The 26,010-nt window shown below is 40.0% G+C and carries 24 protein-coding genes and 1 pseudogene; 9 read left to right on the forward strand and 16 right to left on the reverse strand.

Going from position 1 to position 26,010, the window contains the following annotated elements; translation table 11 throughout:
- Positions 1–529: 529 nt before the first annotated feature.
- A pseudogene (locus tag CVS81_RS05890) lies at positions 530–736 on the forward strand (thiamine phosphate synthase); the annotation flags it as partial.
- 36 nt (positions 737–772) lie between these two features.
- Here the strand turns inward: CVS81_RS05890 and CVS81_RS05895 are convergent.
- The 11 genes from CVS81_RS05895 to CVS81_RS05945 all read right to left on the reverse strand — a co-directional run bounded on the left by CVS81_RS05895 (position 773) and on the right by CVS81_RS05945 (position 12,255).
- A complete protein-coding gene (locus CVS81_RS05895; protein ID WP_107965388.1) occupies positions 773–1,342 on the reverse strand; it encodes a nitrogen fixation protein NifR in 570 nt (189 codons plus the stop codon).
- Complete coding sequence (gene mog, locus CVS81_RS05900; RefSeq protein WP_009293784.1) at positions 1,343–1,882, reverse strand: molybdopterin adenylyltransferase; 540 nt, start codon at positions 1,880–1,882, stop codon at positions 1,343–1,345.
- Between the two features lie 13 nt (positions 1,883–1,895).
- A complete protein-coding gene (locus CVS81_RS05905; protein ID WP_107965401.1) occupies positions 1,896–3,548 on the reverse strand; it encodes an ATP-dependent metallopeptidase FtsH/Yme1/Tma family protein in 1,653 nt (550 codons plus the stop codon).
- On the reverse strand, positions 3,535–4,773 hold the full coding sequence (gene mtaB, locus CVS81_RS05910) for a tRNA (N(6)-L-threonylcarbamoyladenosine(37)-C(2))-methylthiotransferase MtaB (protein WP_107965389.1): 1,239 nt from the start codon (positions 4,771–4,773) through the stop codon (positions 3,535–3,537). Before mtaB ends, CVS81_RS05905 begins: the two co-directional genes overlap by 14 nt.
- Positions 4,773–6,362 (reverse strand): mechanosensitive ion channel domain-containing protein, encoded by a 1,590-nt coding sequence (locus CVS81_RS05915; protein ID WP_107965390.1) that lies wholly within the window; start codon positions 6,360–6,362, stop codon positions 4,773–4,775. The genes mtaB and CVS81_RS05915 overlap by 1 nt, the downstream gene beginning before the upstream one ends.
- Positions 6,359–7,396, reverse strand: coding sequence for a 3-dehydroquinate synthase (aroB, locus tag CVS81_RS05920; RefSeq protein WP_107965391.1), 1,038 nt, complete (start codon positions 7,394–7,396; stop codon positions 6,359–6,361). The genes CVS81_RS05915 and aroB overlap by 4 nt, the downstream gene beginning before the upstream one ends.
- A 3-nt stretch (positions 7,397–7,399) precedes the next feature.
- Entirely contained in the window at positions 7,400–8,818 is a 1,419-nt protein-coding gene (locus CVS81_RS05925; protein ID WP_107965392.1) for a COG3400 family protein, read from the reverse strand.
- A 103-nt stretch (positions 8,819–8,921) separates the two neighbouring features.
- Complete coding sequence (locus CVS81_RS05930) at positions 8,922–9,482, reverse strand: ABC-type transport auxiliary lipoprotein family protein (protein ID WP_021084630.1); 561 nt, start codon at positions 9,480–9,482, stop codon at positions 8,922–8,924.
- Positions 9,479–10,411: an MlaD family protein gene (locus CVS81_RS05935; protein ID WP_021086782.1), complete on the reverse strand. Its 933-nt coding sequence runs from the start codon at positions 10,409–10,411 to the stop codon at positions 9,479–9,481. The genes CVS81_RS05930 and CVS81_RS05935 overlap by 4 nt, the downstream gene beginning before the upstream one ends.
- Complete coding sequence (locus CVS81_RS05940; protein ID WP_103589696.1) at positions 10,412–11,152, reverse strand: ABC transporter ATP-binding protein; 741 nt, start codon at positions 11,150–11,152, stop codon at positions 10,412–10,414. It abuts the gene before it with no gap.
- Positions 11,149–12,255: an MlaE family ABC transporter permease gene (locus tag CVS81_RS05945; RefSeq protein ID WP_107965393.1), complete on the reverse strand. Its 1,107-nt coding sequence runs from the start codon at positions 12,253–12,255 to the stop codon at positions 11,149–11,151. The genes CVS81_RS05940 and CVS81_RS05945 overlap by 4 nt, the downstream gene beginning before the upstream one ends.
- Positions 12,256–12,333: 78 nt before the next feature.
- On the opposite strand from CVS81_RS05945, the gene tgt reads away from it, so the two are divergent.
- Entirely contained in the window at positions 12,334–13,464 is a 1,131-nt protein-coding gene (gene tgt / locus CVS81_RS05950) for a tRNA guanosine(34) transglycosylase Tgt (RefSeq protein ID WP_107965394.1), read from the forward strand.
- Entirely contained in the window at positions 13,454–14,140 is a 687-nt protein-coding gene (locus tag CVS81_RS05955) for a CorA family divalent cation transporter (protein WP_107965395.1), read from the forward strand. Before tgt ends, CVS81_RS05955 begins: the two co-directional genes overlap by 11 nt.
- A 50-nt stretch (positions 14,141–14,190) precedes the next feature.
- On the opposite strand, the gene CVS81_RS05960 is transcribed toward CVS81_RS05955, so the two are convergent.
- Positions 14,191–16,764 carry an ATP-dependent Clp protease ATP-binding subunit gene (locus CVS81_RS05960; RefSeq protein ID WP_107965396.1) on the reverse strand — a complete coding sequence of 858 codons (2,574 nt, stop codon included), beginning with the start codon at positions 16,762–16,764 and terminating at the stop codon, positions 14,191–14,193.
- A 252-nt stretch (positions 16,765–17,016) separates the two neighbouring features.
- On the opposite strand from CVS81_RS05960, the gene CVS81_RS05965 reads away from it, so the two are divergent.
- Genes CVS81_RS05965 through CVS81_RS05990 form a run of 6 tightly spaced genes read left to right on the forward strand, consistent with a single transcriptional unit; the run spans position 17,017 to position 21,881 of the window.
- Entirely contained in the window at positions 17,017–18,291 is a 1,275-nt protein-coding gene (locus CVS81_RS05965; RefSeq protein WP_223228650.1) for a S41 family peptidase, read from the forward strand.
- A gap of 16 nt (positions 18,292–18,307) precedes the next feature.
- On the forward strand, positions 18,308–19,018 hold the full coding sequence (purC, locus tag CVS81_RS05970) for a phosphoribosylaminoimidazolesuccinocarboxamide synthase (protein WP_009293856.1): 711 nt from the start codon (positions 18,308–18,310) through the stop codon (positions 19,016–19,018).
- Between the two features lie 8 nt (positions 19,019–19,026).
- Positions 19,027–19,263: a phosphoribosylformylglycinamidine synthase subunit PurS gene (purS, locus tag CVS81_RS05975; RefSeq protein WP_002941745.1), complete on the forward strand. Its 237-nt coding sequence runs from the start codon at positions 19,027–19,029 to the stop codon at positions 19,261–19,263.
- Complete coding sequence (gene purQ, locus CVS81_RS05980) at positions 19,260–19,925, forward strand: phosphoribosylformylglycinamidine synthase I (RefSeq protein ID WP_002941742.1); 666 nt, start codon at positions 19,260–19,262, stop codon at positions 19,923–19,925. The genes purS and purQ overlap by 4 nt, the downstream gene beginning before the upstream one ends.
- Complete coding sequence (locus tag CVS81_RS05985; RefSeq protein WP_107965397.1) at positions 19,919–21,226, forward strand: SH3 domain-containing protein; 1,308 nt, start codon at positions 19,919–19,921, stop codon at positions 21,224–21,226. Before purQ ends, CVS81_RS05985 begins: the two co-directional genes overlap by 7 nt.
- A complete protein-coding gene (locus tag CVS81_RS05990) occupies positions 21,207–21,881 on the forward strand; it encodes a lysophospholipid acyltransferase family protein (RefSeq protein ID WP_234399531.1) in 675 nt (224 codons plus the stop codon). Before CVS81_RS05985 ends, CVS81_RS05990 begins: the two co-directional genes overlap by 20 nt.
- A gap of 482 nt (positions 21,882–22,363) precedes the next feature.
- Here the strand turns inward: CVS81_RS05990 and lpxD are convergent, their stop codons facing one another.
- From lpxD to CVS81_RS06010, 4 genes are all read right to left on the reverse strand, one after another.
- Positions 22,364–23,317: a UDP-3-O-(3-hydroxymyristoyl)glucosamine N-acyltransferase gene (lpxD, locus tag CVS81_RS05995; protein WP_107965399.1), complete on the reverse strand. Its 954-nt coding sequence runs from the start codon at positions 23,315–23,317 to the stop codon at positions 22,364–22,366.
- Entirely contained in the window at positions 23,317–23,778 is a 462-nt protein-coding gene (gene ilvN, locus CVS81_RS06000) for an acetolactate synthase small subunit (protein WP_223227413.1), read from the reverse strand. The genes lpxD and ilvN overlap by 1 nt, the downstream gene beginning before the upstream one ends.
- Before the next feature lie 2 nt (positions 23,779–23,780).
- Positions 23,781–25,475 carry an acetolactate synthase large subunit gene (locus CVS81_RS06005; RefSeq protein ID WP_234399533.1) on the reverse strand — a complete coding sequence of 565 codons (1,695 nt, stop codon included), beginning with the start codon at positions 25,473–25,475 and terminating at the stop codon, positions 23,781–23,783.
- A gap of 144 nt (positions 25,476–25,619) precedes the next feature.
- On the reverse strand, positions 25,620–25,943 hold the full coding sequence (locus CVS81_RS06010; RefSeq protein WP_159070966.1) for a hypothetical protein: 324 nt from the start codon (positions 25,941–25,943) through the stop codon (positions 25,620–25,622).
- Between the last annotated feature and the right edge of the window lie 67 nt (positions 25,944–26,010).

Raw genomic sequence — 26,010 nt, forward strand, 5'->3', positions numbered from 1 at the left:
ATTTTTTAAAATGCTATTTTGTATAGTATTTATTTAAAATAATGCAAATTTAGCTATAAATCTTTTACAAAATGTTGCTAGTCTGTCTTTCAAAATAAGAAACAAATACCAATATAAATGGATAACAAAAATTAAAAACCAATAAATTTAAACGCTTGGCTTGAAATTTCAAACGTTTTATCTATCTTTTAATGCCGCATAAGGTGATCAATTTGAGTTTGAAAACTAAAAATAGCTCTGTAATGTTTGACTTTAAAGGCATTTAAATAAAAGCCTCTTTTAAAAATTTAATTTACTAATAATCACTATGCAAGCAATCTTTAATGCCATGCTTTCAAATTTTTCACCATTCTGACTTAATCCGCAAAATATGACATAAACGCTGTGTCTTTCATCAAATTTAGCAACAGTAACAAACTAAAAACTAGTCAAAAAAGACATATACAAAAGCAAACATCAAAATAGCAGCTAGAAAGCATCAAATTTAAAGAGGTAGCAGTAGTGGATAAAATAAAAATTTGCCACCTCTTGCAAGGCGGGTTTGGAGCCAAAAGGGCTAAATTTTATAAGTGAGCTAAAAAGCTTTGATAAAGAAATTTACGCACTTGGCGGACTGGGTATCAAAAACTACAAAGAGACTATCAAAGCTGGTGCAAACGGCATTTGCTTCATGAGCCTAGCGATGAACGGCGATATGGAGCTTATAAAAAAGATAGCAAAAAGCAAAAACGGCTAAATTTAGTATAAACTACATAAAATAATACGTAAAATTTTACTCATTTTTGCTAGCGATATATGTTTTTATATCAAATATAAGTAGCGTCACAAGCGATGGCAGCATATAGGAGTTTAGCACTAAAAGCAGCGACTTTGTCAAATTTGACTTTATTAAAGTCTCTATGTCAAAGCTGCTGTTGTAGTTAAAAAAATATAGCAAGGCAAACTCGCTAACAAGAACTATGCGAGTGATCTTTAGCAAGATGTCATTTCCCGGTCTTGCAAATTTATCATCGACCACAAGCGACAAAGTGATCCAGCCAAGCAGCCAAATTGAGCAGGCTAAAGCATAAACAGTAATGCTTTCATCAAATTTTTCAAGTAGTAAAAATACCAAAGGTTGCAAAAATACAAGGCTAGCGATAAACCAAAGAAGTGAGCTAAAGACTAGCAGGCAAACACAGCCAAAGATAGAAATGGCAGAGATAAAGCCAAAAACCTCTAATCCAAGATAGTAGGCCAGCGCATAGGATAAAAAAGAAAAAACAAGCCAAATTTTAATAACAAGTCGCCACCTATTTGCAAAGGCAGCGGCTTTTAAATTTAGGCTATCTGTCAAACTCATTTACGAGATTTTCTTTTGTTTTGGGCGGAAAACTTTCATCACGTTTTCATCAGTCTCGATAAATGCGCCCTCTATAAGATCAATGCAGTATGGCACCGCTGGAAATACCGGCTCTAAGCACTCTTTTATCGCCTTTGGTTGTCCTGGTAAATTTATGATGAGCGCATGGCCTCTTATGCCTGCTGTTTGGCGTGATAGGATCGCTGTTGGGACATATTTTAAGCTCGCAGCTCTCATTAGCTCGCCAAAGCCTGGCATCATCTTCTCGCAAACCGCCTCAGTAGCCTCTGGAGTGACGTCTCTCACTGCTGGTCCTGTGCCGCCAGTCGTTAGCACAAGGTCACATCCTAGCACGTCTATCATGTGCACGAGTCTCTCTTTTATGAGATCAAGCTCATCTGGGATCACCTCGTAAAAATACTCTCTCTCGCTTACTATCCAGCCATCAAGTACCTCTTTGATCGCTGGACCTGATTTATCCTCGTATGTGCCCTCACTTGCGCGATCTGACATAGTCAGAATTCCTATTTTTGCTTTCATTTTTTCTCCTTTATTAGTAGTTTTCGTTTAAAATTTTAGCAAGCATCTCTTTATCTACGCTCTCATAAGCAAGCAGATATGAGCTTATCCTTGCGATCTGCTCGTTTGTGCCCTTTAAAAAGGACATTATCTCATCTTTTGCTTGTTTTAAAATTTCCTCCACATCGTTTGGATTTGGCACGAAAGAATTTCCCATGCCATACTCATAAACCATCTTTGAAGCGATCTCTTTTGCCAAATTTAGATCGTTGCTTGAGTTTGAAAAGATGTCGTTCTCATCTATCTCGAGCTTGCACATGCCAGCGATTAAAACCTTTATGCGTGAGAGCATCTGTGACTTTGACTCGATCTCTTGCTCAGTCGCCATAAAGCGGTCTTCTATGAGCGAAATTTTTTCAAATTTCACATCAAACCAGTAGGCACTTAGCGCCTTTGCACCTTGGTAGATGGCTTGAATTTTCTTCTCGCTCTCGCTGTAGCTTAGCACCTTTTTCTTGCCAAGCAAGACCTTGTTTAAAACAGCCTCAAAGTCCCTCATCCTAAGCACGCTTTCGTCGTTTCTTAGGGCATTTATAGCGGCTTCATTTACAAGTGTGCTAAGTGCCGCACCAGAAAAGCCAACGCTCATCCTAGCGATATCCTCCGCCGGCACTTCGCAGTTTTTATCTCTTAGATATGTGTTTAGGATAGCCACCCTGTCGTTAAAATCAGGCATTGATAAAAATATACGCCTATCAAAGCGGCCTGATCTAAGCAGCGCCTCGTCGATCATCTCAATCCTATTTGTCGCGGCTATGACGATGACGCCTGAGTTATCTTCAAAGCCGTCCATCTCGGTTAGTAGCTGATTAAGCGTGGCTTCTCGCTCGTCGTTTCTAGTGCCGCCCCTACTCTTGCCAACAGCATCTATTTCGTCGATAAAGATGATTGAAGGTGCGTAAGACTTTGCCCTACTAAAGAGCTCTCTAACTCTTTTTGCGCCCATGCCGACGTAAATTTGCACAAAGCTTGCGCCATTTTGATAAAAAAACGGCACATTTGCCTCGCCAGCGACCGCCTTTGCCACAAGCGTCTTGCCAACACCTGGAGGGCCGATCATTAGCACGCCTTTTGGCATTTTGATACCAAAATTTCTATATTTTTGCGGATTTTTAAGAAAATCAACTATCTCACTAAGCTCGCTTTTGACCTCGCTAATGCCTGCCACATCGCTAAATCTCACGTTTGAGATGACTGGCATCGCATTTTGATTTAGCACGCTTTCTATCTCAAAAGCGCCGTCTTTTTTGTTTAAAAGGCTCTCCTCTTTTTTCTTAATAGCCCGAAAAATATAAGAGTACCAAAGCACAAGACAAACAAAGATGATGCTTCCCCAAACCATGCCAGGCGTGATATACTGCACGCTTCGCTCGACTGGGACCTTTTTGATGAGCTCTTTTAGATCAATCCCTTCTTTTATGATAGCAAAGCGGTTATTTTGCGCATAGAGTATGACCTCATCTTCGTCGATGACCGCTTTATCGATGAAATTTCCATCCATTAGTTGCATATATTGCGAGTAGGTGATGTTTCGTGGCTCTTTGCTCACTGCAAAAAGTAGCGCTATTATTAGAGCCATAGCGGCTATTATCAGGATATTTTTCTTGTTAAATTTAAATTTTTGCATAATTGGCATCTGGCTTAATTTCATATTCGCTTACCTCCAACCACTCTTTTGTTATGTCGTTTTGACTAGAAATTTTAGCTTTGTTGTAAAACTGATCAAAGCCCTCGTAAAAGTCACCGTTTTTTTGCTCGACTAAAATTTTTAAAGCCCCGTTGTGTTTCTTTCTAAAATTTTCATTATTTTGCAAGGCAATTCCTTGCAAAGCCTTTAGCCTTGCCTTTGCCACGTCGCCACTAACGTCGCTTTTTAGCGTTGCTGAGTGCGTATCGAGCCTAGGCGAATAGACAAAAGCATGCAGATGTGTGATAGGAAATTTCTTGAAATTTTCCACCGCTTCTGCCCAAATTTCTTCACTCTCACCTGGATGACCCACGATATAGTCAGTCCCCAAAGCAAAGCCAAGTGAGCTTAGCTCATTAAAAAGCTCTAGGTCGCTAAATGCGCTGTTTCGCCTGCGCATGATCTTTAACATCGCCTCGCTTGTATGCTGAAGTGCGATGTGAAGATGACGCTCCAGCCACTCCTCTTTTAAAATTTCTCTAAAGCTCTCATCTATCTGGCTTGGCTCGATACTGCCAAGTCTTATGCGTCTGATGCCTGAAATTTTGCCTAAATTTGCTAGCAATTTACCAAGTGAGCTATTTGTATCTTTGCCGTAGCTGCCTATGTTTGTGCCAGTTAAAACGAGCTCATTATAGCCATTTTGAGCTAAAATTCTAGCTTCTTTTAGTATCATCGCCTCGTCCATGCTCCTAGCTCTGCCACGCACTGAAGGGATAATGCAGTAGCTGCAGTTAAAGTTGCAACCTTCTTGAATTTTTATAAAAGCCTTTGTGTGATTTTCGTAGTTTGTGACGATGTTTTTATCGACTGAGTTTAAATTTCCAAGCTCAAAAAATGGCTTTTCTTGTTTTAAAAGCTCGTTTAGATCGCTCTTTTTACTAGCTCCTAGCACGCCGTAAACGCCGCTACTAAAAAGCTCTTTGCCCTTGCTAACTGCACCACACCCTGTTAATATGACCTTTGCCCCACGTCTTTTTACGCCGTTTATATAGTTTCTAACGCCACTATCAGCCGAGTTTGTCACGGTGCATGAGTTTATGACTACGATATCAGCGCCCTCTTCGTCGTTTGTGATCTCATAGTCTTTGATGTAGCTCTTTAAAAGCTCGGTGTCATAGATGTTTGTGCGGCATCCAAATGTCTTAAAAAATATCTTTTGCATTAGATATTTTCGCCCTCTTGCTCGGCGTGAGCTACGTGATCGCTTGGCGTTTCTTTTTTGCCTATAAACATAGTTTGTGTTGGGTAAGCTATCTTTATATCATCGTGAGCCAAAAATGCCTCTATGATCTCAGCGCTTATCGTGCTTCTAAGAGCGAGTGTGGCGTATGAGTTTGACATAAACCAGCATGAGATATTTATGCCGTAAGGCTCAAAAAATGTATAAATTCTTGGCTCTACGTTTGGATTTTTGATGCTGTACTGGCTTCTTAGCTTGTTCATCTGGCGTTTTGCGATATCAGTGTAGCCTTTTGAATATTTTTTTACTATATTTTTTGCTAGATAAGCAGCCTTTTTGTGATTACTATCAAAGCTTATCACGACATCTATGCCGTCCCAAACGGTCTTCATGCCGTAGTGCGAGTAGTTTGCGATGAGGTCTGTAAAGATGTAGTTATTTGGCACAAAGATGATCCTACCTGCACGGCGGTTTGTCTTATAGGTCGAGTAGCTAACGTCTTCAAAAACGGTTAGGCGAAGCAGTGAAATATCTATCACATCGCCCACAAATTCGCTACCGTCGTGATAGACTCTGACGCGGTCGCCCACGTGGATCGTGCCACCAAACATGATAACCATCCAGCCAAGCATACTCATAAACATATCTTTCATCGCGATGGCGATACCAGCTGAGGCGAAACCTAGCACGGTTACTAGATATGTGACGTTTTCGATGTATGAAAAGAGCAGGATTATGATGATAACGGTGATGTTTAGCACGTTTAAGAATTTATTGACCGTGTAAAATCTCTCATTATCAGTGATCGTTCTTTTAACTATAAATTTAGCGATAAATGTTAGTCCGATCGTTAAAATGATGACGATGGCTGTGTAGCCCATGCTTAAAAACTGAGCCTTGATGTCAGAGGTCGTCATATTTACCGCTTCATCTGCTCTTTTTTCATAGACGCTATAAGTGGTATCAGCGATCTGTTTTGCCGCTTTGAAGTCGCCTATCTCTTGCTTTGCAAGATTTAGACTTGCCCTATTTTGCTCGCTATCATCTATCAAATTTAGCCTATTTAGCAAATTCTCTTTTGCTTCAAGCTTTTCAAGCAAGGTGTCAAGCTCTTTGATGTGTCTTTGGTACTCGATCTTGTCGCTTCTTATCTTTTTGATGTATGAAAAGCCAGATACCAGCGCTACTGGGCTATTTATCCTAGGTGGTGTCTCCATTTCTGGGGCTGCTAGCATATTTGAAAATGGCGTTTTCTCATACTCTTTTAGCAAATTTATCTGCTCTTTTAGAGTTTGACTTCTCTTTATGAGATCGCCACCTCTTTTTGAGCCTTTATCGAGCTTTTTAAGCTCATTTTCATTTTGCTCTAGCTCATCAAGAAGCTTTTGATATGTGTTGTAGTTGGCGTATCTTGTGATCCAGATATTGTTTTTTAGGGAGTTATCTAAGTTTGAAATTTCTTTTATAAGCTCGCTATTTTGTAAATTTTGTGAGACATTTTGCTCAAGTGTAGTGTTTTCTTCAGCGTAAAGCGCAAAGCAAAAAAGTAGAAAAACTAGGATCTTTTTCATTTAAATTCTCTCAAAGTTTCTAAAACGTCCTCTTTTTTGACGTCATTTTTGATGAACGCACTACCGATTTTATCTACGATGATGAAATTTATCTTATCACCTTTTGTCTTTTTATCCATAAAAAACGCCTCGTAAAATGCATATTCATTTTCTATTTTATAGCTTACAGGCAGATCAAATTTCACTAATACCTGCTTGATCTCCTCTGCCTGCGCCTCGCTCATGAGACCCAGTCTAACACTTAGGCGATTTACCATATTTATACCTATCGACACCGCTTCGCCGTGTAAAAATTCTTTGTAGTTTGTCTCATTTTCAATGACGTGAGCAAAGGTATGACCGTAGTTTAGGATGGCTCTTAGCCCTTTTTCTTTTTCATCTTGCTCGACCACCCTAGCCTTTAAATTTATTGATTTTTCAACTAGCTTTGCTAAGTTTTCATCGTCTAAATTTACGCTCTTTAGCCAGTTAAACATCTCTTTATCAAATGTCACAGCCATCTTTAAAGCCTCTGCCACGCCAGCTGCAAATTCTCTCTTTGGTAATGTTTTTAAGAAATTTATCTCGCAAAAAACTGCCTTTGGCTGATAAAATGATCCGATTAAATTTTTACCAAATTTGTTATTTACGCCCGTTTTTCCGCCCAAACTAGCATCGACTTGCGCTAGAAGCGTGGTTGGGATATTTATAAAGCTTATCCCTCTTTCATATATGCTTGCCGCAAAGCCAGTCATATCGCTGATGACGCCACCACCAAGAGCTATGAGCGTAGATGAGCGGTCAAATTTACTAACAAAAAGTTGCTCTAAAATTTGCTCTATCGTCTCAAGATTTTTATACTCCTCGCCGTCTGGCACGCTTATGATAAATTTCTCATCGCACTTTAAAACGCTAAGTAGCTTTTCAAGATGAAGCCCCGCCACTTTGGCATTTGTGACGATGCCGACCTTGCCCTTTAGCTCTAATCTCTCAAGCTCGTTTATATAAATTTTATAGCTTGACGCCTTTTCCTTAAGGTTTAAATTTATCTGCATTTTCTACTCACTTACTGGCACAAAAAGCTGTGCGTTTTGGCTTAGTTTTTTATAAAGTCTATTTAAATTTGTCGATAAAAAGGCAAAAGCGCTGCCATTTGCCACGTTTTTAGTAAACATCACAAAATGAAGCAGATCATTTGTGCCCTTTAGCTTCACTAGCGGGTTTTTAAGGCTATGATTTTCTATCTTTATGCGCTTTGAAAAGAGCGTGCTAATGCTCTCAAAGTGCTCTTTTAGCGCCTCATCGTCGCTATGCTTGTTATCAAAATAGTAAAATCTCATCTCCAAATCAAGCTGCGCACAACAGTCTGTAATGACGGCTGATTGATTTTCTACCTCTTGGCTTTGATCGCCCAGTATCACGCCCTCTTTTATATTTGAGAGCAAAATTTTACCCGTTTTTAGCACTGGGATTTTAAGCTCGTAAAATAGCTTTTGAAATTTGAAAAAGTATCTATCATCGCTTATGATAAGCCCGATGTCGTGTTTTAAAACGTCATCTTTTATCGATTTATTGTCGCTATTAAAATAATCCATCAAAACAAGGATATTTTTCTCTTTTATTGCCTTTAGCGTCTCTAAATTTTCGCCCAAAGTTGGATTTATCACTCTAAAGATAAGGCGTTTGTTATTTAGCTTTGAATGCACATATAAGCTATCTTTTATGAGCTTGCTAACTCGCTCTTTGCTCATTGATCTCATATCGATTAAAGTGTAGATGTTGCTGCCAAATGGACTTGGAAACTGCCCACTTTCGCGTTTTATCGAGCGATAAACGTTTTGAAGCACGTTTGGATCGCCAACGATTAGCAAGATATCGCTTGGCTGGATCATTGTGTTTGGCTTTGGCAAGATGATCTCAGCGCCCCTGTAAATGAGCGCTATTCGCCATCTTTTTTGAGCGATCGAGCTTACATGACGATACATATATGAGCTGCCAATAGGCACCTTAACCTCCATGATCTCGCCCTCGCTAAAGCCGATATTATCAGCATATACAGGCATATCTGGCAGATAGTCCATGAGCCTAGAAGCTGCGATGTCTCTGATATCAACCACGCTTAGATGTTTATCGCTTGCAAAAGTCTCCTTGCACTTTTCATCAAGCTCCCACGAGTTCATAAAAATGGTCTCAGTTTTTGTGCTGATCTGTCTTAAATTTTCATAAACGGCAACCGCTTCATTTTTGTTCTCGCTCACGATACAAAACTGGCTAAAATAGCCATCACTTATGCTCTTTAGCTTTGAAAGGCTCGTTGGGTCAAACTGATAAAATGTGAAATTTTCGTAATTTGCCTTTTGGCTGTGATCTTCGTTTGAAACAACGATGTAGTGGTGTAAATTTGACTTTGCTCCAAGAAGTCTATCTAAAAAATTTCTTGCAAAAGCTCCATCTGCGATTATTAAAATTTTCTTCATTAATTCTCCGTATTTTAAAGCCGCATTATAACAAAAGGTCTTTAAAATAAGCTATTTTTGGCTGTAAATTTAAGCTTTCACAGCCAAAAAATTTAAGAAAATTTTAGTAGATTATTTCAGAGATCAAAGTATCGATAGCTGAGTTTGCAGCCTTGTTTATCGTCTCAAAAATGGTGCTTGAGCTTGGGTCTGGGCAGAAAATTTCTTTTGTGATCATGCCTGATTTTAGCGAGGTGTTTGCGTTAAATAGCTCATACGCTAGCGAAACTTCGGCCTTGTCACCACGTATTTGAAGTGAGATGATGCTAACTTTTAGCCTAAGATCCTTTGCATTTGGCGAAAATATCGGCTTTGCAGCGCAGTTTGAGTAAAGTCCTTTTACGAGCGACTTATAGATCATCTCGCTTGGTTCAGAGACAAATTTAGCGTCACTCAAATATCTTATCTTATTGTTTTCAGCGACGATTAGAATTTTTCTAGTATCGACCATATCAAGGGCACTTACGTTTTCGATAAAGACATTTTTTAGCTCTTTTTGCTTGTTTTCAGCTGAGCACTCTTTGTTTGAGTAGTGAATTTCATACATAGTTGCCATTGGCACGTCGGTCTTTAGCGAGCAGCCAAAAAATAAAAATGCAGCCGCTAGAAAGATTAAATTTCTCATTTTTTATCTCCTTTGTCATTTGGCACTGGATTTGTGAAGAAAAACTCGTAAGGATTGTCCTCAAGTCTTTGAAGCGCACCTCTAAACTCACGTAGCGTCTTATCAAATCCATTTAAAAACTCGCTAGCCTCTCTAAGCAGCGGAGAAACCGTGTTTCTAAGGTCATACTCGCCGTTTTTTACCTTTTGGGTAACGATATCTTGAAGCGAGCTATATCCAGTGACGGCTGAATTTGCTGATTTGAAAACTGAATTTGCACTTGCGATTAGAGTGTTTAAATTTTTAGCAAGCTCTTTTGTATCTGTTTTGTTTAGGCTGTCGGTGAAATTTTTTACATTTTTAACGATGCTATCAACCTCGCTTAAGCCATTTTCATCGGTTAAAACCTGAGTAAATTTATCGATATTTCTTAGGATTGATTCGATGTGAGAGATATTTTCAGCCGAGAAAAAGCCATCAACCTTATCAAGGGTTTGATTTATCTTTAAAGTGATGTTCTCAGCGTTGTTTCCAAGCTTTGAAAGAAGGCTCTCTTCAAGCTTTAAGATAGGCTTATCGCCTGGTTTAAAATCCTTCGTGCCTCGGCTTATATTGATACTAGCCACACCGCTAATAGCCTGAACTTCGATGCTAGCCACACTATCAGCCTTGATAGGCAGATCCTCTCTTATCTTCATCGTAATGTTTATAAGAGCATTTTTGTCATCGACAAAATTTATATCGCTAACGCTTCCAGCTGGCACGCCGATAAATTTAACCGTAGAGTCCACTTTTAAGCCGCTTGGCAGCTCGCTTGTGTGGATGTAATACTCTTTAAAATCAACCTTTGTATTATTTTTGCTAGTCATCCACCAGATAAATATGGCAAATGCTGTAAGGCAGGCTATAAAAAACATGCCAACAATGGTATAAGAATTTCTATTTTCCATCTACTTTTTCCTCATTTTAAATAGCTCTTCAAGCGGGTTGTTTTCAAGATGCTCAAGCTCTTTTATATCTCCCTCAAAGGCTATCTTTTTGTTATCTATTATCAAAAATCTATCTAAAATATCAAAAATACTATCCGCATCATGCGTCACCATAACGACTGTTACGCCGATGCTATCACGAAGCTCTTTTATGAGCGCGTCCATCTGGCGCGAGCTAACAGGATCAAGTCCGCTGTTTGGCTCATCTAAAAATAGCACCCTAGGGCTTAGCACCAAGGCTCTTGCAAGCGCAGCACGCTTTTTCATACCGCCACTTAGCTCGCTTGGATAGAGCATTGAAACCTCTTTTTTTAGCCCCACCTTTTGTATCCAAAACATCGCTATCTCATCGATCTGGCGCTTGTTAAATTTAGAGTACTCATGGAGCAAAACGCCCACGTTATCAAGGATAGTCATCGAGCTATAAAGCGCTCCAAACTGAAACATCGTCCCACTTTTTAGCTTTATCTCTTGCTGTTCTTGTTGGCTACTTTTCCACATATTGACGCCATCAAAAAATATATCGCCCTTATTTGGCTTTTTTAGATATATCATAGTCTTCATTAGCGTCGTTTTACCAGTGCCACTGCCGCCTAAAAAGCCGTAAATTTCAGCCTCTTTGACGCTCCAGCTCACATTATCGTGCATTATCTTGTCGCCATAACTTGTCGTTATGTTTTTTCCAACTATTATCTCGTTCATATCTTTAGCCACATAAAAATTATCGCAAAAAAGGCGTCAAGCGCGATGACCCAAAATATCGCATTTACAACGCTAACAGTAGTCATTGCTCCAAGACTCTGAGCATTTTGACTAACGCCAAATCCCCTCATGCAGCCAATGATCGCTATCACCGCGCCAAAAAACGGAGCTTTTATCATACCAACAGCAAAGTGCCTAAGCTCGACCATCTCACGAAATCTATTGAGATAGTCGCTAAAGCTGATGTCAAGTATCGTTTGACAAATGATCATCTGCCCTAAAATGCTTATGCTGTCAGCTATAAAGATGATAACAGGCACGCAAAGCACCATGGCGATGATGCGAGGCAAGACCAAGAAGTTAAAGGGCTCAAAGCCCATCGTCTTCATCGCGTCTATCTCTTCAGTTAGCTTCATAGCGCCAATTTGCGCGGTAAAGCTAGAGGCCGACCTGCCCGCCACGACGATAGCAGCGATGAGCGGGGCCACCTCTCTAAGCGTTAGCATACCCATGATCTCAACTATAAATATACTTGCCCCAAAGCTTGCAAGCATCGCACTGCCAAGATAAGCAAGCACGACGCCTATCAAAAAAGCGGTGAGCGATACGATAAAAACGGCATTTACACCGCCATCTTTTATGTAGTTGCTAAATTCTCTAAATCTTAAATTTGCAGGATTAAATAAAATCCTCACGCTCTTTATCAAAAACTCGCCCAAAAACGAGCCAAACTCAAGCAAATTTACAAATCCCTCGCAAATTTTCTCCCCCAATCGTGAGAAAAAATTTAGGCTATTGTGAGGCGGCATATATTTAAAGTCGATCTTCTCGTCATTTAAAAGATCGCTCATCGCCTTTATCTTTTCATCATTTGTGATGATCTCAAATTTCTTGCCATTTAGCGTGTTTTTTAAAAGGATCAAAACAGCGTAATCAATGCTCTTTAGCTCGCTAAAGTCAAATTTAACATTTCCGTTAAGCTTTTGGATTTTTTTAAAAATGCTTTGTAAATTTTTTGCGTCTTTATAGCTAAACTCACCTGCAAATTTTATGGTCGCAGTGCCGTTTGCTTCGGTAAAAACGATATCATTTCTCTTTTGCAAAAAGTTCCTTTGCCTTAAAATTTCTGGATTATATTATAAATTTTGTTAAAATAAAAAATCAAAAATTAAGGGACTTAGATGAAATTTGAAGTTATAAAAAAAGATGGCAACGCAAGGCGCGGCGTCCTAACAACCGCTCACAGCGTGATACAAACGCCAGTTTTCATGCCAGTTGGCACTGTTGGCGCAGTTAAAAGCCTAGATGCCTTTGATATGAGTGAAATTTTAGACGCAAAGATAATCTTAGCAAACACCTACCACATGTATCTGCGCCCTGGCAGCAAGGTCGTGCGTGAGTTTGGCGGGCTTCATGGATTTTCTAAATTTGATCGCTCGTTTTTAACTGATAGCGGCGGATTTCAGGCATTTTCGCTTAGGTCAAACACCAAAAACGACGATGGCGGGATAAAATTTAAAAGCCACATCGACGGCAGCACGCACTACTTCACGCCAAGATCCGTCCTTGACACGCAGTATGAGCTTGGCAGCGACATCATGATGATACTTGATGATTTGGTTGCATTGCCAGCTGAGCCAAAAAGGATTGATTTAAGCATAAAACGAACGATAAAATGGGCAAAAGAGGCGATTGATTATCACAAATTTATGCAAAGCAAGGGCGTTGGCTTGCAGCAAAATATCTTTGGCATCGTCCAAGGCGGCACCGACTATGAGGCACGTAAATTTTGTGCCGAGGCGCTAAACGAGATGCCATTTGACGGCCTTGCCATAGGTGGGCTAAGTGTTGGCGAGAGCAACGAGGCGATGTATGAGACGGTTGAGGCGGTTATGCCATTTATGGATGAGCTTAGACCTCGCTATCTAATGGGCGTTGGCACGCCTGAAGACCTAGTTGAAAACGTGGAGCTAGGCGTTGATATGTTTGACTGCGTTATGCCAACAAGAAACGCAAGAAACGGCACGCTATTTACTAGCTTTGGCAAGATAAATATAAAATCAGCCAAATTTATAAACGACCACGCGCCAATCGACCCAGCTTGCCAGTGTTACACATGCAAGCGCTACTCCAGAGGCTATCTAAATCACCTTTTTAAGGCTAGAGAGCTAACGTTTTTTAGACTAGCAAGCCTTCACAACCTGCACTACTATCTAAATTTAATGAAAGAGATGAGAGAGGCGATAGAGGCTGGAGAATTTGCTAAATTTAAGCGAAATTTCTACGCAAAAAGGGTAAATAATGAGTGCTAGTCTTAGTGGATATTTTTACGGCGAAGAATTTGACTATATAATCTTAAATTTTGGCGCCAATTCGCAGAAATTTCTCTTTAAAGATGGGCAAATTTTTAAAGAGGATCTAAGCTCGCCTTGTGAGAAAAATGAGTTTTTAGAGACGATAAAAAAGTTACTCGATCACTTTTTAAATAAAATCTTAGAGCACGAAAGTGAGCTTGAAAACTACGAGCAAATTTACACAGGCAGCGCAAAGGTGGTAAATTTCGCCAAAAAATATCACGTTTTAAGATATGAGATCAGGAAATTTGAGAGTAGAATTTCTAGAATTTATGAGGCTTTGCAAATTTGTGCGGCTGAGCAAAATGAGCTAAAAAAGGAGCTAAAAAACAGCATCCACAAGTGTGGCGTGCTAAAGAGCATGATCAGCGAGTATTCGCTCAGGGTCGAGGACATCTACTCATTTATACAAAGCGACAAAAACGACAAGATAAATAAAAATATCTACCTCTTGACGCTCATTTCGGCTCTATTTTTGCCGCTAAATTTCATCACTGGCTTTTTTGGTATGAATACAAATGGCATGTTTTTAAGCTCATTTAAAGATGGCACATTGATAGTTTTTGCCTTTGTAGCGATGCTTTGCGTGCTATTTTTTATATTTTATTACAGATCAAATAAGGATATTAGTTAAATTTATGCGAGGCTTGGCAAGTTGATCCAACCTGCCAAGTAAATTTGAAGTTATTTTTTCTTAATGATGATCTTCTCGCCGTTGCTATCAATGGTGATCTCATCGCCACTTTCAAGCTCATCTTTCAAGATCAAATCAGCGATCTTATCTTCAACTAGCTCATAAAGCGCTCTTCTAAGAGGTCTTGCGCCATAAACTATGTCAAAGCCAGCTTTTGCGATAAATTTCTTAGCCTCTTCGCTTAAAATTGCCTTGATACCGCGGTTGTGAAGAGTTTTTTCAAGCTCTTTAAACATGATCTCAACGATAGATATCAAACCTTGCTCGTTTAGAGGATTAAAGATGATAGTATCATCAAGCCTGTTTAAAAACTCAGGTTTAAAGTAGTTTTTAAGCTCGTTTTTAACAGCCACGTCACGGTCTTCGCCCTTTAGCTCCATTATGAAATTTGAAGCGATGTTTGAAGTTAAAATGATGATCGTGTTTTTAAAATCAACCGTTACGCCTTTGTTATCAGTCGCGCGTCCATCATCAAGTATGCCAAGAAGTATGTTAAATACATCCTTGTGAGCCTTTTCAACCTCGTCAAAAAGTATGACTGAGTATGGTCTTCTGCGAACCGCCTCTGTTAGCTGACCGCCCTCATCGTAGCCTACATATCCTGGAGGCGCACCAAGAAGCCTGCTCACGCTATGTTTTTCCATATATTCGCTCATATCAAAGCGGATAAGCGCCTTCTCATCGTCAAACAAGAACTTAGCCAAAGCTTTAGCTGACTGAGTTTTACCAACACCTGTTGGTCCAAGAAACAAAAACGAACCAATCGGCCTTTGACCCTCATTTAGACCAGCTTTGTTTCTCTTAACAGCACGTGCAAGTGCGTGTAGTGCGTCATCTTGACCGACAACGCTCTCTCTTAGATGCTCTTCGATGCGCAGATATTTCTCTTTTTCACTTGTTAGCATCTTTTTAACTGAAATTCCAGTCCATTTGCTCAAAATTTCAGCCACAAGCTCTTCATCTACTTGATTTTTAAGAAGCACGCCCTCTTTTTTCATGTGCTCCCATTTTTCTTCAAGCTCGTGTTTGTGCTTTTTAGCGTCAGCTATCTTGCCGTATTCTATCTCGGCAGCTTTTTGAAGATCGCCATTTCTTTTTGCTATCTCAGCTTGTGATTTTAAGCTATCGATCTCTTTTGTAGCTTTTGAAATTCCGCCAAAAACGGCCTTTTCGTTTTCAAATTTAGTATCAAGCGCTAGCTTTTTCTCATTTAGATCAGCTATCTCTTTTTCGATCTCGCCAAGTCTTTCTTTATTTTTATCCGCATCCTCCATCTTTAGTGCTTCTTTTTCTACTTGAAGCGTTACGATCTCGCGTTTTATCTTTGAAAGCTCGTATGGCTCGCTCTCTATTTGCATCTTAAGCTCAGCTGCTGCCTCATCTATAAGGTCTATCGCCTTATCTGGCAAGAAGCGGTTTGCGATATATCGGTCACTTAGCCTTGCAGCGGCAACTAGCGCGCTATCAGTTATCGTGATGCCGTGATGAACTTCAAGACGCTCTTTTATACCACGTAAAATTTGAAGTGCCTCATTTACGCTTGGCTCTTTTACGTCTATAGGCTGAAAACGTCTTTGAAGTGCTGCATCTTTTTCAAAGTATTTTCTATACTCTTTTAATGTTGTCGCACCAACAGCGTGAAGCTCACCACGTGCAAGAGCTGGTTTTAGGATATTTGCAGCGTCCATTCCGCCCTCGCTCGCACCAGCTCCAACTATGGTGTGAATTTCATCTATAAAAAGTATGATATTGCCAGCTTTTTTAACCTCGTCTATGACAGCTTTTAGCCTATCTTCAAACTCGCCTCTATACTTTGCGCCAGCTACAACTGCACTCATATCAAGCGCGATGACACGCTTGTTTGCAAGGCTTGTTGGCACATCGCGAGCAACTATCTTTTGAGCTAGCCCCTCAACGATGGCTGTTTTACCAACGCCTGGCTCACCAAGCAAGATAGGGTTATTTTTGCTCTTTCTTATTAAAATTTGCATCATCCTAGTGATCTCTTCATCACGGCCGATGACTGGATCAAGCTCTTTATTTAGCGCTTTTTGCGTTAGATCGATACCAAATTTCTCTAAACTATCAAGGGTATCATCGCCAGTTTGGCTATCTATCTTTTTACCACCTCTTATGCTCTCAAGGTTCTTTTTGATCTCTAAAATATCGCAAAATTTGCTTAAAATTTGTTTGATCTCACTAAGCTCAAGAGCCGAGATAATCCATGTATCAACAGCTATGTAGCTATCGCCCATGCTTACCATTAAAGCTTTTGCATTTTCAAGTGAATTTATAAGCTCTCTTGAAACTGAAACGTTATCTTTTGTAACATTTGAGCTGCTTGGGAGTGACGAGATCTTGCTTTTTATCTCAAGCTCGACTGCGTCCTTGCTTATGTTCATCTTATTAAATACTTGATTTAAAATAGAATTACTATCAGCGAGCAAAGCCCAAAAGACGTGAAGTGGCACAACTTGTGGATTTTTAGAAAAGATCGCTAAGCTAACGCCTTTTTCAAGTGTCTCTTGCATCTGTGCTGTTAAATTTTCTGTTATGTCAGCCATTAAAGCTCCTTAAGTTATTTTATAATGGCGGCATTATATAACTTTAGTCTTATATTGTCAAGTATTTTTATAACATTTGTCACTCTTTTTATTTAATTGCTAAAATTTGCTGTTATAAATTTGTGTTAAAAATAGACAAAAGCTAAAAATATAAGGCTAAATTTATGCTTTTTTTAGCCAAATGTTAATAAAATTGAGCCAAAAAATATAGGAGATATTTTGAATAAATTTACTAGATCTTTTGCGCTAAAAATAACAGGCGCCCTACTCATCTCAAGCGTAGCAGTAAATGCACTTTTTGCTAAAACCGAAGATGAGGCGAGTGCGAAACTTGAAGCACTTTCAAAACTTACAAAAACCATCTCAACTGTTGAAAAATACTACGTTGATGACATTAAATTTAAAGAGATAATTGACAAAGCCATCGCTGGTTTGATGCAAAATTTGGATGCTCACTCGAGCTTTTTAAATGAAAAAGCATATAAAGATATGCAGGTGCAAACAAGCGGCGAATTTGGCGGGCTTGGCATAACAGTTGGCATGAAAGATAGCGCACTAACCGTTATCTCGCCTATCGAGGACACTCCAGCTGATAAAGCAGGCATAAAAGCTGGCGATATCATTTTAAGGATCGATGGCAACTCAACTATCGGCACAACGATAGATGAGGCTGTAAATAAGATGCGCGGCAAGCCAAAAACTCCGATAACAATTACGATTTTGCGAAAAGGCGAGCAAAAACCATTTGACGTAAAGATCATAAGAGATCTTATAAAGGTTGAGTCTGTCTATGCAAAAATGATAGAAAATGAAAACATCCTTTATATACGCGTCACAAATTTTGACAAAAACGTCGTCACAAAGGTAAAAGATGCGATCAAAGAGCATCCTAAAGCAAATGGCATCATACTTGATCTTAGAAACAACCCTGGCGGTCTTTTAAATCAAGCTGTTGATCTAGTGGATCTTTTCGTAGATAACGGCGTCATCGTCTCTCAAAAAGGTCGTGATGCATCTGAAAATGTAGAGTATAAAGCAAGCGCTAGCAAAACCTTATCAAAACTCCCACTAGTTGTCCTTGTAAATGGCGGAAGTGCAAGCGCTAGCGAGATCGTAAGTGGTTCATTGCAAGATCATAAGCGTGCGGTGATAATCGGCGAAAACACATTTGGTAAAGGCAGCGTTCAGGTGATCCTACCAATAGACGATACAGAAGCGCTAAGACTAACCATCGCAAGATACTACTTGCCAAGCGGCAGAACTATCCAAGCTGTTGGCGTAACGCCTGATGTAGTAGTGCATCCTGGCAAAGTGCCACAAAGTGATGATAGCGCATTTAGCATCAAAGAGAGCGAACTAAAAGCACACCTAAAAAGCGAGCTAAACAAGATAAATCCAACAAGTGAAGGCAATAAAACTGAAGCAAAAGATGATAAAAATATAATCACACAGAAAAAAGTCGATGAGGATATTCAGTTAAAAACAGCGATTGATACGATCAAAATTTTAAAAATAAAACAACAATAATCTAAAGGAGAACAACATGCAAAAAAGAGAGCTTATCTACGAGGGAAAAGGCAAGAAAATGTACGCCACAGACGATCCAAATCTACTTGTGGCTGAATTTAAAGACGATCTAACAGCATTTGACGCTCAAAAAAGAGGCAACGAAGCTGGCAAAGGCGCACTAAATAACAAAATCTCTACTCAGCTTTTTAAACTGCTAGAGAGCAAAGGTATCGTGACTGACCTTGTTGAGACCATCAGCGACACTGAGCAAGTGGTCAAAAAATGCGAGATCATACCTCTTGAAGTTGTTGTGAGAAATATCGCAACTGGCTCACTTAGCAAAAGACTTGGCATAAAAGAAGGCACAGTTCTACCTTTTACACTTGTTGAGTTCTACTACAAAAACGACGATTTACACGATCCACTAGTTACTGACGAGCACTGCATCATCATGGGTCTAGTAAAGAGCGAAAAAGATCTACAAACACTAAGACACACAGCAAGAGAGATCAACTCTATATTATTTAAATTCTTTGCAGAGAGAAATTTAAAACTAGTTGATTTCAAAGTCGAATTTGGTATCGATAAAGATGGCAACATCATCTTAGCTGACGAGATAAGCCCTGATAGCTGCAGATTTTGGGATGCGACAACAAACGAAAAACTTGACAAAGATAGATTTAGACAAGATCTTGGTAGCGTAAAAGTAGCTTACGAAGAAGTTTTAAGAAGAATTCTTTCTTAAGGACAAAGATGAAAGCTGTTGTAAATATAGCATTAAGAAGTGGGGTCCTTGACCCTGCTGGTAAGGCAGTGGAACACGCGCTAAATTCACTTGGATTTAGCGGCGTTTCAAATGTCAGGATAGGCAAACAAATCGTTTTAGATATCGACGAGAGCGATAAAAGCAAAGCAAAAGAGCAGCTAAAAGTGATGTGTGAAGAGCTTCTAGCAAACACTGTCATCGAAGACTACGAGATCGTGCTATGAAAGTAGCGATCATACTTTTTCCTGGCACAAACTGCGAAGAAGACACAGCTCACGCTTTTAAACTACTTGGCTGCCAAACACAGATCATCTGGCACAAAGAAGATAAGATCGATGCTGATCTAGTCGTTTTACCTGGTGGTTTTAGCTATGGCGACTATCTAAGGACGGCTGCAATAGCTAAATTTAGCCCAGCAATGCAGGCTGTAAAAGAGCATGCGAAAAAAGGTGGCTACATTTTAGGAATTTGCAATGGCTTTCAGATGCTTCTAGAGCTTGGACTTTTAAAAGGTGCGATGAGAAGAAATGAAAATTTAAATTTCGTCTCAAAATACCACCACCTAAAAGTGATCTCAAATAACAATAAATTCCTAGCAAATTTAGCTAAAAACGAAGTGGTAAATATCCCTATCGCTCACGGCGAGGGCAACTACTATACCGACGAAGATACGCTAAAAAGCCTATATGATAATGAGCAAGTCCTACTAAAATACTGTGATATCAACGGCAATGAGATAAATCCAAATGGCTCAGTTGATAGCATAGCTGGGATTTGCGATGAGAGTAAGAGGATCTTTGGTCTTATGCCTCACCCAGAGCGCGCTTGCGAGAAAATTTTAGGCACAGATGATGGCATGAAGATGTTAAAAGGGCTAGTTTGGTAAAACGAACACTTTTTATCGCCCTACTCGCGCTAAATTTATTTGCCGCAAACACTGATGAAGTCAGCGTTTTTGACATGATGGATGAGGCAAGAGAGGATAAATTTGTAAATAGCCCAAGCTCAAAGCCACAAACAAAGGCTCCAAGCGAAGAAGAAATATCAAGAAAGCTCGTCTCTCCACGCTCTATCACCCCACAGCCAGAGCGTATCACTCCAGAGCAGATGCGAAATATCGTGCCGACAAACGAACCAGACATCAGCGTCCCTGATAATCAAGTCTACGACAAGATCAAGATAAAAGACCTCCTTTTAAAAGCGACAAATATCCCTAAAAATGTCGTCGTAGGAGAAATTTTTAGCGTTGAGATCGTAGCCGATACACAAAGTGACCTTGAGTTTGAGTTTGAGACACAGCTTGATGAGACAAATATCAAATGGCTAAATAAGAAGAATTTTCAATGGGTAAAAGGCGAAGAAAACAAATATATCGGCACTTTCTACCTTGAAGCAACAAGCATTGATGCAAAAACTTTACGAGTTAGCTTGGATCTAAAAAGAAATGGCGAGAACTATCAAAACTCAAACATAAATATCTTTTTACCAAAGCTAAAAGAGCTTAGAAGTGACGAGAACTACAACCACATCGTCGCTGACAACCTTGAGGTAAAGAAATTTAAAACGACTAAATTTGATGATATAAACAACATCATGGTCGTTGAAATTTACGGCAACAATGTCGATCTAAGCGCATTTAATATCGAAAATAAAACGATCCTAAAGCAAGGCGTAGATACGATAAACGGCGACTTTAACTCGCAAAGTGCATATTATTTTGCAGTGTTTAAGCCAAATAAAAAGACGCTTGACTTTAACTACTACAACCTAAAAAAAGCTAAATTTGAGAGCTTTTCACTGCCTGTGAGCGTCGAAGAGGACGAGGTTAGCACGCAAATCGGTCTAAATCCAAAACAAAGCGAATTTAGCACTTACAAAGATATCACGATCTACTCTTTGGTCGCTATCTTTATCTTGCTAGCGATCTGGCGAAGAAAGCTAAGCTACTTCTTTGTAGCAGCCGTTTTTATCGCACTTGGGATTTATACTTACAATCCTTTTGGCAAAGCAGTGCTTAAGCCAGATGTGAGTGTCACTATCTTGCCAACTAAAAATTCAACCGTTTTTTATACATCTCGTAAAAACGAAAATGTTGAAATTTTAGACACAAAAGATGACTACTCAAAAATTTTATTTAGCGACGGCAAAATCGGCTGGGTAAGAAAGGGTGATCTTGTCAAAAATTAGAGCTATTTTCTTCTCTATCACATTTGTTCTTAGCGTTTTTGTCGTAGTCTTTTTTATGTGGCTTTTTAACTCTAAAAATAGACCTATTAGAAAAGTTTGGGGTAGAGCCCAGAGATTTTTTGGCGGTTATAGCCTTGAGGTGGTAGGTGAGTTTAAAGATGAGGCAAATATATTGCTGATAAATCATCAAAGTATGCTTGACATCATCGTGCTTGAAGAGGTGCACCCTAAAAATCTTTGCTGGATCGCAAAGGCGCAGATCGGAAAAATTCCGATCATTGGCAAAATTTTAAGCCTTCCAAAGATGATAGCCGTCGAGCGCGAGAACAAGCACTCGCTCATAAAGCTTTTAAAAGAGGCAAAAGATAGAGTTGAAAATGGCCGTGTTTTAGCGATATTTCCAGAGGGAACGAGGTCGCAAACTGAAAAACTGCTACCTTTTAAAGGTGGAGCTAAAATGCTAGTTGAAAAGCTAAATTTAAAGGTGCAACCTATCGTCATCGTCGGAAGTGATGCGATGAAGGTTAAAGAATTTACCTTTAAAAAGGCTGATATCAAGATCATATGTCTTGATCTAGTCGATACTTCTAAAGAGGACTGGCTGGAGGCTACAAGAGAGAGCATGCAAAAAGTCCTAGACGAAAACAGAAAATAAATTTAGCTTTGTAAATTTCTTTTCTAGATTTCACATTTTAAGCAACCACATAAAGAGTTAAAATTAATAAGCGATAAAACAAATGCTGGTGTGATATTACCTTATAAATTTAGGCAAATCATCTTAGTAAAAAAGAATTTTATCCACCAGCGTTTTGCTAATATCTTTTAGAAGTTTTTATATATCAAAGTACGTATCCAAATTTGCTTTTTACCGCTACGAGCAAACAACCTGTAGTAAATGGGCTACTCTATACATCATTAAACACAAAAATTACTACATCTTATAACATTTACTCATATTAGTTCAGCCATTTTATTATGAGCGTTAAATTTTACTTAAATCTAATGCTTAAACTAGATCTCTTGCTGGCTATTTTTATTAGCCATAAATGTTAGTTTGTGATTGCGGTGAAATAAAATAAATAGAAAAATTTAAATTATAGAAGTACGACAACTATTTGGCGGAGAGCTCCGCCAAATTTAGTTTTTCTTAAAAAATCTCAACATCTTTGCTTGTAGTTTAAACTGCTCTGAAAGCTCCATTATTGGATAGGCTCCAGCGTATTTTTTACCGCCAGGCAGGTCTTTACTAACGCCTCCACGTGCAGCGATCTGAGCAAAGTCTCCAACGCTTACGTGACCAGCTGAGCCACTTTGTCCGCCCATGACGACGTTTCTGCCTAGCACTGTTGAGCCAGCAAGTCCAGTTTGTGAGACGATGAGGCAGCCATTTCCAAGCTCACAGTTGTGGCCTATTTGAACGAGATTGTCTATCTTAGTGTAGCTTGCGATCATCGTGCTTTCAAAAACGCCGCGATCTATCGTCGTGCAAGCGCCTATCTCGACAAAATCGCCCAAAACAACGTTGCCATTGTGATAAATTTTCACATGCTCGCCAGTTTTTGTATGCGCATAGCCAAAGCCGTCGCTACCTATAACGCAGTTTGCTAGCAGGTGGCACTCGTTGCCGATGACGCAGTCATTATAGATGACGACGTTTGGGTGTATGATGCAGTTTTTGCCGACACTCACGTTATCGCCCAAAAACGCCCCAGCCATCACTATCGTATTTTCGCCAACGCTCACGTTTGAGCCGATATAGACATTTGGCATTATAGTGGAACTCTGGGCGATATTTGATGGTTTTGGCTCGCAAAAAAGCGGCTTAGCGTAAATTTTACTAAGGATAGCAAATGCAAGGTGCGGGTTGTCGCACACAAGCGCTACCATGCCAGCCGGCACCAAGTCCAAAAGCGATTTTGTCACCAAGATAGCTCCAGCGTTTGAAGTGCTTATAAATTTAGCATTTTTCTCGCCGTCGCAGTATGTTAGCTCAGCTTTATTTGCATTTTTTAAAGAATTTAGAGCAAAAATTTCAAGATCTTCTCCGCTAAAAGTAGCATCTACTTTTAAGGCTATTTCGCTTAGTTTCATCATATATCCATTATCACAGATCCGCCGCGCACGACATCAACTGGGTTAAATTTCTTTATCGATTTTAAAAAGCTCTCTACCCTGCTCGCATCGTCAGCCACCATGACGACGATGTAGTTTTCGTTTGTATTTGTGACGATGCCATTGTATGTCTTTAGTATCGCCTCAAGACCGGCGAAATTTTCACCAAGCGGAATTTTAACAAGCGCCATCTCTTTTTCGACAAATTCGCCACTTTCTATGACCTTATACGTTGGGATGAGCTTATGAAGCTGCTTTACGATCTGCTCCAAAACTCTCTCATCGCCGCTTGTTACGATGCTTAGTCTTGAGAAGTTGCTCTCAGGTATAGGAGCGACCGTGAGTGTGTCGATGTTGTAGCCCCTGCCCGCAAAAAGCCCAGAAATCCTAGCCAAAACGCCATGTTCATTTAAAACTATAACCGAAATCGTTCTTCTGATACTCATTTTTCTTCCTTGCTCTTTAATATCATATTATAAATCGCAGCCCCTGCTGGAACCATAGGAAGCACGTCCTCAAAGCGGTCAATCCTCACGTCGATAAGAGCTGATTTTTTACTCTTGATCGCCTCTTTTAAAGCCTTTTTAAACTCATCTTTGCTCTTACAAACAAAGCCAACGCCGCCAAATCCCTCAGCAATCTTGACAAAATCAGGCTGCAAGCTAAGATCAGTCGATGAGTAGCGCTTTTCATAGAAAAATGTCTGCCACTGGCGTACCATGCCTAAGAAGTTGTTGTTTAAAATGATGTTTATGACAGGGACATTTGTCTCATAAGCAGTCATCAGCTCTTGGATATTCATAAGTATCGAGCCATCGCCTGTAAAATTTACAACCAAATGTTCAGGCTTGGCGCACTTTGCGCCGATCGCTGCAGGGAGGCCGTATCCCATCGTACCAAGGCCGCCACTTGTGACAAGCTGTCTTGCGCGGTTAAATGGATAAAACTGCGCCACCCACATCTGGTGCTGACCTACGTCAGTTGCGATGATAGCCTCAGGACCAACTATCTTTGCGGTCTCTTCAACTACCCATTGAGGCTTTAAGACCTTGTCGCTATCTGTGTAGCCAAGTGGGTTTAGCTTTTGATATCTATCTAAAATTTCTCTCCAAGGCGCATAGTTTTTAGGCTCACCTTTCACCTCTTCATAAAGCTCGCTTAACACGTTTGTAAGGTCGCCAACTATCGGATAGTGAGCGTTTATGATCTTTGAGATAGAGCTTGGATCGATGTCGATGTGAATGATCTTAGCATGTTTAGCAAACTCGTCCGTTTTGCCTGTGACCCTATCGCAAAATCTAGCGCCAAGCGATATGAGAAGGTCGCACTCGCTAAGAGCCATATTTGAAGCGTAGCTGCCGTGCATGCCTGCCATGCCTAAATTTAGCTCATCTTTTGCATCAAGCACGCCAAGAGCCATAAGTGTCTCGACCGCTGGGATGCCAGTTTTTTTCATAAATTTACGTATGATCTCGCTTGCATTTGATGCGACAGCACCGCCACCGATGTAAAGAAGTGGTCTTTTTGCTTCATTTATCGCAGCTGCTGCTTTTTTTATCTGCTTTGAGTTGCCTTTATATGTCGGTTTGTAGCTTGGGATAGAAATTTCTTTTGGATAGACAAAGTCGCCAAGCCTTGAAGTGACGTTTTTTGGGATATCGATATGAACTGGTCCTGGGCGGCCTGATCTTGCGATGTAAAACGCCTCTTTTATGATGCGAGGTAGCTCCTCGACGCTATTTACTAAAAAGTTGTGTTTGACACAGGGGCGTGAAATGCCGACTGCATCGATCTCTTGAAAAGCATCTGTGCCGATCATAAAGGTTGGTACTTGACCGCTTATAAGCACAACTGGGATGCTGTCGCTGTAAGCCGTGGCAAGACCAGTGACTGCGTTTGTAAAGCCAGGGCCGCTTGTCACAAAAGCCACGCCAACTTTGCCGCTAACCCTAGCGTATCCGTCTGCTGCGTGAACGGCTGCTTGCTCGTGGCGAACCAAGACGTGCTTAAAATAAGTTTGTTTATATGTTTCGTCGTAGATATTTAAAGCTGCACCGCCAGGATAGCCAAAAACTATCTCAACGCCCTCTTCGTGCAAGGCTTCGCTTATCATCTGTGAACCAGAAATTTGTTTTATCATCACTTTAGCCTTTTGATAAATTTATCGCAAATTATATCCCAAAGCATTTTAAATCCATTTTAACTTTTTAGCGAAATTTGGGCGTTATCTTAAATTTTTTGAAAAATTTTTGAGTTAAAAAAGTGAGAAATACAAAATATTTTACATATATTTATGCATATTATTTTTAGTATTTTTAGAAATTTGAAGTGCTAAATTTAAAACTTTGCGTTTGCTGGTGTAAAATTTGGTAGTTTTCAAGCCAACCAAGCCAACCAAGCCAACCAAGCCAACCAAGCCAACCAAGCCAACCAAGCCAACCAAGCCAACCAAGCCAACCAAGCCAACCAAGCCAACCAAGCCAACCAAGCCAACCACAGAACCACAGAACCACAGATAAACCTGACCCCCATCCACATCTCCGACCCCACGAGACCCCTGACCATCACGTCTGCCGTCTTCTCCTTGAAAAATACATAAGAGCACAGCATCTTTACACTCACATATATACTGTTAATACTATACAAAACAACACAGACCGCACTTTACGTCT

Origin of the sequence: Campylobacter concisus, assembly GCF_003049065.1 — a bacterium.
Lineage (GTDB): Bacteria > Campylobacterota > Campylobacteria > Campylobacterales > Campylobacteraceae > Campylobacter_A > Campylobacter_A concisus_BE.

Coding starts and splice junctions, on each gene's coding strand:
- CVS81_RS05895 (WP_107965388.1), bottom strand. CDS start 1,342: ATGAGTTTGACAGATAGCCTAAATTTAAAAGCCGCTGCCTTTGCAAAT.
- mog (WP_009293784.1), bottom strand. CDS start 1,882: ATGAAAGCAAAAATAGGAATTCTGACTATGTCAGATCGCGCAAGTGAG.
- CVS81_RS05905 (WP_107965401.1), bottom strand. CDS start 3,548: ATGCAAAAATTTAAATTTAACAAGAAAAATATCCTGATAATAGCCGCT.
- mtaB (WP_107965389.1), bottom strand. CDS start 4,773: ATGCAAAAGATATTTTTTAAGACATTTGGATGCCGCACAAACATCTAT.
- CVS81_RS05915 (WP_107965390.1), bottom strand. CDS start 6,362: ATGAAAAAGATCCTAGTTTTTCTACTTTTTTGCTTTGCGCTTTACGCT.
- aroB (WP_107965391.1), bottom strand. CDS start 7,396: ATGCAGATAAATTTAAACCTTAAGGAAAAGGCGTCAAGCTATAAAATT.
- CVS81_RS05925 (WP_107965392.1), bottom strand. CDS start 8,818: ATGAAGAAAATTTTAATAATCGCAGATGGAGCTTTTGCAAGAAATTTT.
- CVS81_RS05930 (WP_021084630.1), bottom strand. CDS start 9,482: ATGAGAAATTTAATCTTTCTAGCGGCTGCATTTTTATTTTTTGGCTGC.
- CVS81_RS05935 (WP_021086782.1), bottom strand. CDS start 10,411: ATGGAAAATAGAAATTCTTATACCATTGTTGGCATGTTTTTTATAGCC.
- CVS81_RS05940 (WP_103589696.1), bottom strand. CDS start 11,152: ATGAACGAGATAATAGTTGGAAAAAACATAACGACAAGTTATGGCGAC.
- tgt (WP_107965394.1), top strand. CDS start 12,334: ATGAAATTTGAAGTTATAAAAAAAGATGGCAACGCAAGGCGCGGCGTC.
- CVS81_RS05955 (WP_107965395.1), top strand. CDS start 13,454: ATGAGTGCTAGTCTTAGTGGATATTTTTACGGCGAAGAATTTGACTAT.
- CVS81_RS05960 (WP_107965396.1), bottom strand. CDS start 16,764: ATGGCTGACATAACAGAAAATTTAACAGCACAGATGCAAGAGACACTT.
- purC (WP_009293856.1), top strand. CDS start 18,308: ATGCAAAAAAGAGAGCTTATCTACGAGGGAAAAGGCAAGAAAATGTAC.
- purS (WP_002941745.1), top strand. CDS start 19,027: ATGAAAGCTGTTGTAAATATAGCATTAAGAAGTGGGGTCCTTGACCCT.
- purQ (WP_002941742.1), top strand. CDS start 19,260: ATGAAAGTAGCGATCATACTTTTTCCTGGCACAAACTGCGAAGAAGAC.
- lpxD (WP_107965399.1), bottom strand. CDS start 23,317: ATGAAACTAAGCGAAATAGCCTTAAAAGTAGATGCTACTTTTAGCGGA.